Source organism: Mesorhizobium sp. M0227, assembly GCF_040321855.1.
In the GTDB taxonomy this organism is placed as follows: domain Bacteria; phylum Pseudomonadota; class Alphaproteobacteria; order Rhizobiales; family Rhizobiaceae; genus Mesorhizobium.
On record NZ_JAMYSJ010000054.1, the window covers coordinates 1 to 11297 of the forward strand.

The 11297-nt window shown below is 60.9% G+C and carries 1 protein-coding gene and 4 pseudogenes; 2 read left to right on the forward strand and 3 right to left on the reverse strand.

The genetic code is table 11. The annotated features are described in order from the left end of the window. Both NKJ00_RS31855 and NKJ00_RS31860 read right to left on the reverse strand, forming a co-directional pair. Nucleotides 1–256 (reverse strand): annotated as a pseudogene (locus NKJ00_RS31855) (type IV secretory system conjugative DNA transfer family protein); the annotation flags it as partial. Between the two features lie 267 nt (nucleotides 257–523). Beyond that, nucleotides 524–882, reverse strand: a pseudogene (locus tag NKJ00_RS31860) (DDE-type integrase/transposase/recombinase); the annotation flags it as partial. A 507-nt stretch (nucleotides 883–1389) separates the two neighbouring features. Here NKJ00_RS31860 and NKJ00_RS32275 point away from each other — a divergent pair. Beyond that, nucleotides 1390–1924 (forward strand): annotated as a pseudogene (locus tag NKJ00_RS32275) (aldehyde dehydrogenase family protein); the annotation flags it as partial. A gap of 283 nt (nucleotides 1925–2207) precedes the next feature. Beyond that, complete coding sequence (locus NKJ00_RS31870; protein WP_352632562.1) at nucleotides 2208–11048, forward strand: Ulp1 family isopeptidase; 8841 nt, start codon at nucleotides 2208–2210, stop codon at nucleotides 11046–11048. A gap of 152 nt (nucleotides 11049–11200) precedes the next feature. Here the strand turns inward: NKJ00_RS31870 and NKJ00_RS31875 are convergent. After that, nucleotides 11201–11297, reverse strand: a pseudogene (locus NKJ00_RS31875) (DNA-binding response regulator); the annotation flags it as partial.

Consider the following 11297-nt stretch of genomic DNA (forward strand, 5'->3'; position numbering starts at 1 on the left):
CTTTCAAAGATGCGTTTCAGAATGCGATCCGAAAAATATCGCACCTTCCTCAATTTTAATGGTGGCAGACCTTTGATGAGAACAACCTCGTAGTCGTCATCGAGCAGCCGAACCTGTTCGGGACGCAATAGCGGTGCACCTTGATGTGAATTCTGAATGTTCCAATCGAACGTTCGCGCCTGGCTGTAGGAAATCGATTGGGCTTGAAATGTGAATCCACCGATAGCTTTGGAATGTAGTTCGGAGTCTCGTCATCTACCTCGATGTTCCTAGAAGCGCGCCGGCAGCCCGGGCGGGGGGCTTGGGGTTAGACTGCCAGCGCACGCCACTCATAAAGAGCGGCCTCTTTTCGCGGTTCGGACACCCATAGTCAACCCGGCAACGTCTGGATGCCCGCTGTGCTTTTTGCAGAGCGGCGATGCCGGGCATATCGGCCGATCCTGTCTAGGATGGTGTGGCCACTCTCGTCGGCCGAGTTGATGCTCCAGCCAGTATCGCCTTGCCGACCAGCATGAGTTCGCCGTTAGCAATCCATTGTTGCGGGCGTTCCAGTCACGGCCTTCCATTCGGCGATGGCTTGCAAGCGATGAACATGTATGGCGAGAGCAGAACGTTTGGGGCGGGGGACGAAGAGGTTGCGGAGGGCTGACAAGGTCGAGACGAAGCGTTGCAGGCCTCCCGGCGATCGGACCCCTGCATCATCCGCTCCCGTTTTCGCGGCGGCACATGGGAATTCTCCGCTCTGTTGTTCAACCCCTTGTGCGACCGGTGCTCGACGTCCGGCATCATCTGTCGCTTTGCCGCTCCATACGAGCGAAGCTAGTCGGTGATCATGCGCTTCGGCGCGAGCCCCTGCTTCTTCCACAGCCGCGTCAGCAAGCGCAACCTCTCGCAGGGTGCGCTCTCAGAGTTCGTTCCTGCGCAGCGGCCTTGTTATCTCGATACTGGATAAGCGTCTACGAACCTACGCGCCGCATAACGAGCTTTGTTGCGCTGGTCGGTTGCGAAGGGTGGCTCTATGCATCGCAGTGGCGGACGCGAAATCCTCACCATCCTTCTGCATCGCGCTATTTGGCTTGCCGAACACCCAATTTCGCCGGCACGCTGCCGCTGAATACGATGATCATCTCGCATTCTTGCTATGGAGACTGTCGTCCTTCCTGGGCACGCGGCTGACGGCGACGAAAGCGGGTTTATTCATGCAACACCCCTTTTTGGCAGGCAAGCTGGTGGACTTCGGGATGTCGGGGGCGAATATAGCGAAGACTCCCGCCGCTCGCTGATGCATTCTGGACGCAACCGCATCGAGCCGATGTGTTCGAGACGCTTCGCGGCTGCAGTCGCCGAACGATGGCGTGGTTATGCGACCTGTTCGGCATGGCTACCCCCGTCCAGTCAGGCGTTCACGAAGGTGTTTGTCGAGAGTTCGTGGAGAAAGTCCGCCACTTATCGTTGGCGAGGGCTTTGCTCCGGAGTGGCGATCGGTGCGCTGATCGACAGGCAGGCTCTGGCCAAAATCGAATCCCATGCCGTCGCGAAAGGCCGCAGAATCGATGCGGGGGCAAACGCATCGCGCGAATGGCACGTCGAACTATCGGTCCGGTCTCCAGCGAGATGACCATCGCGCAAGAAAGAGACATTCGGGCGGCTGGCGCCTGTGATTGCTTCGACGATGCGGATAGGTCGTGCATGAGGCCAACGACACGATCTACGGCCTTCCCCCACATTTGTGCCTCAAACGGAAGCGTGTTTGGCGTGTCGCCGAGGCCTTGGAATATGGCATAGTGGTATGAACACGGGACGCATGTCGTCGGAAGCCGCGCCTTTCGGCCGAGTGAAGCAGTCCGGCATCGGGCGGGAGGGTTCCCGCCATTGCCTCGAGGACTACCTCGAAATGAAATACCTCTGCACGGGCGGCATCTGAAGCATGGGCTTGCAGGGCTCGCAGACCGGTAAACCAGCGAGCCATCTCCAAATATGTGAATTGTGGATTGCTCCTCGACGGGAGCTGAGGGGCGGCTCCGCAAGCCTTACGACGCTCTTTGCGAGCCGTAGCTGCCGAGCTGGCAAAAGGCCGGGCTACGTCGCGCCAGCGCAATCGGCGCGCAGAAAATTAGGCCTACCCGCTCCGGGACCGCGGACCTCGTCAGCTTCTCGTAAGTATGCCCGAGTAGGTTGCTCAGCTGATCTGTGGACGTGAGGCTAACGTGAACCGGCACAAATTTGACCTATCCAATGTAACAGGTTGGCGGCAGGTGCAGCCCCCGGCATCTCAAGAGCAAGCGGCACAGGCCGGGCAAGAGGGCTTTGAGCAGCGCTCGGGCGAGGCGCGCCAAGCCGCTGCCCAAATTCCCGCCCCCGGCGTTCCGGCTCTGCCAGACCCGTTCCATCCTCATCCGTCTCACGGAGACCTGAGCCTCATCGAAGGCGCGGCCCCATGGGAAGCGCAGCCCATGATGCAAGGGAGCGGACAAGAACACGCCGCGGCGCCGTACGCCGGAGGCAGTGGGTCGATGCTAGGTGCCTCGGTGCTGCAGCCGGGTCACTCAACGGCGCGCCATCATCATGCGCCGGATTCGTCAGTGGGTGATCTGAATCCTTCCGCACCGTTCGAGTTGCGTGACCATGCTCGTTCCCCCGTGCCGGCGGCGGTGCAGCCAGATCCTCCAGTAGTGGTCTCCGACGGTCGCGGCTGCAAGCGTCCTCTTTATTCCAACGATGCGACCGTTGTCGAAGGGCTGAGGTCACTCTACGCGGGTAAGGCCAAGGAGGAAACGGTCAAGCGCCATGTAAATTCTCTTTACGGCTTTGGTCGTTGGCTCTTTAAAAATAACAAGCCGGGATTTGCTGCTCGGCTTCACGAGGAGTCGCTGGATGAAGATCTCAAGGAGTACGAGAGCAGTGGTGGCTCCTCGACTGTGGCTGTGGCACTACGTCGTCTCAGAGAGTCGGCGGGCGGAGTGCCAATGGTGGGCCGCGCTGTCCTGAATCCCGACCCTGCCGACGCCGTGCTCATCAAAGAGTACAAAGCGGCTCTCATCAAAGCGTACAAGGGAGCGCCTGCGACCGGGCCGAATCGCCAAACCATTCACGACTATGGAGCTACTCTTAGACGTTTCAGTGAATACCTGGTTGAAAACAACAAGCCGGGGATTGCGGCTCGGCTTCACGAGGAGTCGCTGGATGAAGATGCCAAGCGCTATAAGGCCTCCAGTGGTGACCGGAGGATCATTGCACTAGCTCAACTCCGGAAGTTCCTGCCGTCCGCCGCACTCGGGCGCGAAATTGCCCTTGCTGCTCGTCCGGAAGACGCACTCGGCATGGAGGCTCGTGCCATTGGGGACGCCGCTGCGCAGCACAGCGGGCCGCAGAAGGCATTGGGTCGGCCAGAGAAGCTCCCTGGGGAAGCTAATGAAGACGCCGCTGTTCTGCCATCGTCTTTCGTACCAACTGGGCACCATCACCAAGCCTCGGATCCCGCAGAGTCCTTTCGTCCCCTGATCTGGCGCGACGGCGACCAGCGCGCGCCGGACGAGCGGATCGCTGCACAGGACAGGAGCAACCTGCTACCAAGCGAGGAGGTGCCACTGAGGCCACCGGAATTCGCTCCTCCCAGCTTGCGGGCGGGGAATTCCGCCTCGCCAGAGCTCTTTCCTGAGGGGATGTCCCCCGCGGTCGAAGGGTTTTTTGGTGTTTTCGGCGACCCCAGCGGGCGGGTGCTCGGCGCATTGCAATTGCTAGGCGACGAACATATCCACAGGGATTACCAGCTCCTGGAGCAGGAGTTGCAGGGGAACAATCCAGAACTCGCCGCCCGGACGCGGTTCGTGGATCCCCTCGTAGCCAATTATCATCTGCGCTTGGGCTCCGAGAGCGACAAGCTAAGCGCATTCCAGCGCATCGTCCATAATCAGAACGGTAACGACACAGCCGACTTCCTGTTCGTGCCAGTGAGCGATGGCGGTAAGACTCTTGCGGAGCGCGGCAAACATTGGTCGCTGCTGTTCGTTGATCGCAGCGACCGGGAACGGCCGGTTGCCTATCATTATGACTCCGTCAGCGGATGGCATGACAAGCTTGCAAAACACCTCGCAGAAAGGCTGGGCGCCAGCCTGGAGACCCGCGTGGACTTACCCCGCATCGCCCAGCAGAGCAACGAGTGGGATTGCGGAGTCTACGTGGTGGACGGCACGCGGGCGCTGGTTGGGCGATTGCAAAGATGGCAGCCAGACCTGCCAGACCTGAACCTCAACAACCTCGTCGTCAATCGGCAGGCACTACAAACCCGACTCATGGGTGACGATACATCTGGAACGGCAAATTATCTCACGAACTTTGAACTCATGGACCGACAGGCGCGAGACGCGGTTAAGGAAAGCCCCGTTGGGACGTTTCACCAGCGGATCAAGCGGCTCGGCCAGTCAGCGCGAGCGTTGCACGACAGAGCCCTGGCTCCAGTCGCGCCGGACCAAGGCAACCCAGACTCAGTGTTCGTACGGGACGTTGTTCCCGGGGAAACACGCCATCATCATGCGCCGGATTCGTCAGTGGTTGATCTGAATCCCCCCGCACCGTTCGAGTTGCGTGACCATGCTCGTTCTATGCCGGCGGCGGTGCAGCCAGATCCTCCAGTAGTGGTCTCCGGTCGCGACAAGCGTCCTCTTTATTCCAACGATGCGACCGTTGTCGAAGGGCTGCGGTCAGCACTCTATGCCGGTAAGGTCGGGGAGCGCACGGTCACGGACCATGTAAATTCTCTTCTCGGCTTTGGTCGTTGGCTCTTTGATAATAACAAGCCGGGATTTGCTACTCGGCTTGACGATCCGTTGCTGGATCAGGATCTCAAGGAGTACCAGCGCGAGAGTGGCTCCTCGAACGTGGCTAGAGCACTGGGTCGTCTCAAAGAGTCGGCGGGCGGAGCGCCAATGGTGGGCCGCGCTGCCCTGAATCCCGACCCTGCCGACGCCGTGCTCATCAAAGAGTACAAAGCGGCTCTCATCAAAGAGTACAAGGGAGCGCCTGCGACCGGGCCGAATCCCAAAACCACTCAGGACTATGCGGCTACTCTTAGACGTTTCAGTCAATACCTGCATGAAAACAACAGGCCGGGGATTGCGGCTCGGCTTTACGAGGGGTCGCTGGATGAAGATGCCAGGCGTTATTTGGACTCCAGTGGTAACCGGTGGATCAGTGCACTAGCTCATCTCCGGAAGTTCCCGCCGTACGCCGCACTCGGGCGCGAAATTGCCCTTGCTGCTCGTCCGGAAGACGCAGTCGGCATGGAGGCTCGTGCCATTGGGGACGCCGCTGCGCAGCACAGCGGGCCGCAGAAGGCATTGGGTCGGCCAGAGAAGCCCCCTGGGAAAGCTAAGCAGCTGAGCGGGATCGGCAATTCAGGCGCTCGCGTGCTGATGCAGGCCCCCACCCATCAAGTGGGTGCATTGGCATGGGAGGCGCAGCCCATGATGCTGGGGGACGAGCACCTGGCACCGCATACCGGAGGCAGTGGGTCGATGCTGGGTGCCTCGGTGCTGCAGCCGGGTCACTCAACGGCGCGCGATTCGTCAGTGGTTGATCTGAATCCCCCCGCACCGTTCGAGTTGCGTGACCATGCTCGTTCTGTGCCGGCGGCGCCTGCCGGGCCAGCGTTCGCCAGGGCTGAGGAGACGCCCTCCGCGGTTGGCGAGGCCGCGGAGGCCGCAAGGTGGGCTCGGTTGCAAAAGCAAATGGACGAACCAGTGCATGATCCCGGCCCTCAAGTGGATACATCGCCATGGGAGGCGCAACTCATGGTGCAAGGGAGCGGACAAGAACACGCCGCGGCGCCCTACGCCGGAGGCAGTGGGTCGATGCTGGGGGCCTCGGTGCTGCAGCCGGATCACTCAACGGCGCGCCATCATCATGCGCCGGATTCGTCAGTGGTTGATCTGAATCCCCCCTCACCGTCCGAGTTGCGTGACCCTGCTCGTTCTGTGCCGCCGGCGCCTGCCGGGCCAGCGTTCGCCAGGGCTGAGGAGACGTCCTCCGCGGTTGGCGAGGCCGCGGTGGCCGAAAGGTGGGCTCGGTTGCAAAAGCAGAAGGTCGACGCTGATTTGTCGGGATATTTCGACTCGATTCCGCACGCGGACCTTCTACGATCGCCATGGGAGGCGCAACTCATGACGCAAGGGAGCGGACAAGAACACGCCGCGGCGCCCTACGCCGGAGGCAGTGGGTCGATGCTGGGTGCCTCGGTGCTGCAGCCGGGTCACTCAACGGCGCGCGATTCGTCAGTGGTTGATCTGAATCCCCCCGCACCGTTCGAGTTGCGTGACCATGCTCGTTCTGTGCCGGCGGCGCCTGCCGGGCCAGCGTTCGCCAGGGCTGAGGAGACGCCCTCCGCGGTTGGCGAGGCCGCGGTGGCCGAAAGGTGGGCTCGGTTGCAAAAGCAAATGGACGAACCAGTGCATGATCCCGGCCCTCAAGTGGATACATCGCCATGGGAGGCGCAACTCATGGTGCAAGGGAGCGGACAAGAACACGCCGCGGCGCCCTACGCCGGAGACAGTGGGTCGAGGCTAGGTGCCTCGGTGCTGCAGCCGGGTCACTCAACGGCGCGCCATCATGATGCGCCGGATTCGTCAGTGGTTGATCTGAATCCCCCCGCACCGTCCGAGTTGCGTGACCCTGCTCGTTCTGTGCCGCCGGCGGTGCAGCCAGATCCTCCAATAGGGGTCTCCGGTCGCGACAAGGGTCCTCTCTATTCCAACGATGCGACCATTGTCGAAGGGCTGAGGTCAGCATTGGAGAGCACGGTCAAGCGCCATGTAAATTCTCTTCTCGGCTTTGGTCGTTGGCTCTTTGATAATAACAGGCCGGGATTTGCTGCTCGGCTTCACGAGGAGTCGCTGGATCCGGATCTCAAGGAGTACGAGAGCAAGAGTGGCTCCTCGGACGTGGCTAGAGCAGTGGGTCATCTCAAGACGTGGGCGGGCGGAGCGCCAGTGCTGGACCGCGCCGCTGTCCTGAATAATCCCGACCCTGCCGACGCCGCGCTCATCAGAGATTACACAGCGGCTCCCATCAAAGAGTACAAGGCAGCGCCGACCGGGCCGAATCCCGCTACCATTCAGACCTATGGATCTGCTCCTAGACGTTTCAGTGAATACCTGGTTGAAAACAAAAAGCCGGGGATTGCGGCTCGGCTTCACGAGGGGTCGCTGGATGAAGATGCCAAGCGCTATAACAACTCCGGTGGGATCAGTGCACTAGCTCATCTCCGGAAGTCCGAACTCGGGCGCGAGCTCCCTGGGAAAGCTAATGAAGACGACGCTGTTCTGCCATTGCCTTTCGTGCCAACTGGGCCCCATCACCAAGCCTCGGATCCCGCAGGGTCCTTTCGTCCCCTGATCTGGCGCGACGGCGACCAGCGCGCGCCGGACGAGCGGATCGCAGCACAGGACAGGAGCAACCAGCTACCAAGCGAGGAGGTCCTCATCAACCGTGAGCATGATACAGCGGAGTTGAGACCAGCGAAGAGGCAAAGGACCCCGAACAGTCGTCTGCAGGACGTTGCCACTGAGCCGCAGCTGAGCGAGATCGGCAATTCAGGCGCTCGCGTGCTGATGCAGGCCCCCACCCATCAAGTGGGTGCATTGCCATGGGAAGCGCAGCCCATGATGCAAGGGAGCGGACAAGAACACGCCGCGGCGCCGTACGCCGGAGGCAGTGGGTCGATGCTGGGTGCCTCGGTGCTGCAGCCGGGTCACTCAACGGCGCGCCATCATCATGCGCCGGATTCGTCAGTGGTTGATCTGAATCCCCCCGCACCGTCCGAGTTGCGTGACCATGCTCGTTCTGTGCCGGCGGCGGTGCAGCCAGATCCTCCAATAGGGGTCTCCGGTCGCGACAAGGGTCCCCTCTATTCCAATGATGCGACCGTTGTCGAAGGGCTGAGGTCAGCTTACGCGGGTAAGGTCAAGGAGAGCACGGTCAAGCGCCATGTAAATTCTCTTCTCGGCTTTGGTCGTTGGCTCTTTGACAATAACAGGCCGGGATTTGCTGCTCGGCTTGACGAATCGTCGCTGGATCAGGATCGCAAGGAGTACGAGAGCAGGGGTGGCCCCTCGGAGTACGAGAGCAGGGGTGGCCCCTCGATCGTGGCTAGAGCACTGGGTCGTCTCAAGACGTTGGCGGGCGGAGCGCCAGTGGTCGACCGCCCTGTCCGGAATCCCTACCCTGCCGACGCCGCGCTCATCAGAGATTACACAGCGGCTCTCATCAAAGAGTACAAAGAAGCGCCTGCGACCGGGCCGAATCGCGGTACCATTCAGGTCTATGGATCTACTCTTATACGTTTCAGTGAATACCTGCATGAAAACAAAAAGCCGGGGATTGCGGATCGGCTTCACGAGGGGTCGCTGGATGAAGATGCCAAGCGCTATGTGAACTCCGGTGGTAACCGGAGGATCAGTGCACTAGCTCATCTCCGGAAGTTCGCACCCGGGCGCGAAATTGCCCTTGCTGCTCGTCCGGAAGACGCAGTCGGCATGGAGGCTCGTGCCATTGGGGACGCCGCTGCGCAGCGCAGCGGGCCGCAGGAGGCATTGGGTCGGCCAGAGAGGCCCCCTGGGAAAGCTAAAGACGGGCGGGTGCTCGGCGCATTGGAATGGCTAGGCGACGAACATATCCAGAGGGATTACCAACTCCTGGAGCAGGAGTTGCAGGGGAACAATCCAGATCTCGCCGCCCGGACGCGGTTCGTGGATCCCCTCGTAGCCAATTATCATCTGCGCTTGGGCTCCAAGAGCGTCATGCTAAGCGCATTCCAGCGCATCGTCCATAAGAACGGCAACGACACAGCCGACTTCCTGTTCGTGCCAGTGAGCGATGCCGGTACGACTCGTGAGGAGCGCGGCAAACATTGGTCGCTGCTGTTCGTTGATCGCAGCGACCGGGAACGGCCGGTTGCCTATCATTATGACTCCTACAACGGATGGCATGACCCGCTTGCAAAAGAGCTCGCAGAAAATCTGGGCGCCAGCCTGGAGACCCGCGTGGGCGTATCCCGCATCGCCCAGCAGAGCAACGTGGTGGATTGCGGAGTCTACGTGGTGGACGGCACGCGGGCGCTGGTTGGGCGATTGCAATCGCAGCCAGATGACCTGAACCTCAACAACCTCGTCGTCAATCGGCAGGCACTACAAACCCGCCTCAGGGGTGACGATACATTCGGAACGGCAAATAATCTCACGAACTTTGAACTCATGGACCGACAGGCCCGAGACGCGGTTAAGGAAAGCCCCGTTGGGACGTTTCACCAGCAGATCAAGCGGCTCGGCCAGTCAGCGCCAGACGTTGCTCCCGGGGACCCATTTAAATTTCAAAGTCTTGAGAGCAAGGGGGACGCCGCTGCGCAGCACAGCGGGCCGCAGGAGGAATACAGTTGGCCAGAGTATCTCCCCCCTGGGAAAGCTAATGAAGACGACGCTGTACTGGCATCGTCTTTCGTGCCAACTGGGCCCCATCACCAAGCCTCGGATCCCGCAGGGTCCTTTCGTCCCCTGAGCTGGCGCGACGGCGACCAGCGCGCGCCGGACGAGCGGATCGCAGCACAGGACAGGAGCAACCAGCTACCAAGCGAGGAGGTCCTCATCAACCGTGAGCATGATACAGCGGAGTTGAGACCAGCGAAGAGGCAAAGGACCCCGAACAGTCGTCTGCAGGACGTTGCCACTGAGCCGCAGCTGAGCGAGATCGGCAATTCAGGCGCTCGCGTGCTGATGCAGGCCCCCACCCATCAAGTGGGTGCATTGCCATGGGAAGCGCAGCCCATGATGCAAGGGAGCGGACAAGAACACGCCGCGGCGCCGTACGCCGGAGGCAGTGGGTCGATGCTGGGTGCCTCGGTGCTGCAGCCGGGTCACTCAACGGCGCGCCATCATCATGCGCCGGATTCGTCAGTGGTTGATCTGAATCCCCCCGCACCGTCCGAGTTGCGTGACCATGCTCGTTCTGTGCCGGCGGCGGTGCAGCCAGATCGCCCAAAAGTGGTCTCCGGTCCCGACAAGGGTCCTCTTTATTCCAACGATGCGACCCTTGTCGAAGGGCTGAGGTCAGCACTCTATGCCGGTAAGGTCGGGGAGATCACGGTCAAGCGCCATGTAGATATTCTTTTCGGCTTTGGTCATTGGCTCGTTGAAAATAACAAGCCGGGGATTGCGGATCGGCTTCACGAGGAGTCGCTGGATCGGGATCGCAAGGAGTACGAGATCTGGGGTGGCGGCCCCTCGGCCGTGGCTGGGTCACTGGGTCGTCTCAAGACGTGGGCGGGCGGAGCGCCAGTGGTGGGCCGCCCGGCCCTGAATCCCCACCCTGCCGACGCCGTGCTCATCAGAGAGTACACAGCGGCTCTCATCAAAGCGTACGAGGCAGCGCCGACCGGGCCGAAACCCCGTACCGTTGAGGTCTATGGGTCTGCTCTTAGACGTTTCAGTCAATGCCTGGTTGAAAACAAAAAGCCGGGGATTGCGGATCGGCTTCACGAGCGGTCGCTGGATGAAGATGCCAAGCGCTATATGAAAACCGCTGAAATCAGTGCACTAACTCATGTCCGGAAGTTCGCACTCGGGCGCGAAATTGCCCTTGCTGCTCGTCCGGAAGACGCAGTCGGCATGGAGGCTCGTGCCATTGGGGACGCCGCTGCGCAGACCGCGGCACAAGCTCATGGCCACGCAGGAGAGCAGGGACCCATCTCTCGAGCTCAACAAGTCGCGCCAGCGCCGTTTGAACGGCACTTGGGCAAGAAGCGCGAGGCCCAGGACGGACTGACGAGTACACTTGACAGGAGCAACCTCGTGAACAGCGGGGGCGTCATCATAAACAATGAACATTCCACAGCGCTGTTGAGACCGGCGAAGAGGCAGAGGACTGATAATCCGCAAAGCCGCGCCATGGGGCGGCAACTGAGCGAAGCAACCACGACGTCCATCAGCCAAGCCTCCGATCAAGCCCGAGCGGACCTAGTGGCTTCCTTCAGAAGCAGGGAGCGCTCCGACGCGGGGCGTTGAGCTCCATGGCTGGGGTCAAGCAGAACAGCTCTCTTGACGACAGAGGCGCTGATGCGATCTCCGGACCGGTAGCTCTCGCCGTAATTGATCAGGCTGGTACTGTTGGAAGGCTTGATCAGCCTCGTCACCCCAATCTCCAGCATAGCTCACTGTCACGCGGCCAGCGTGCCTCCGTAGCTAACATCTACGTCAGCGTTGAAGAAGTAGCCTGCGCCACGGGATGTTTTGACCAGGCGAGGGTTGGCCGCA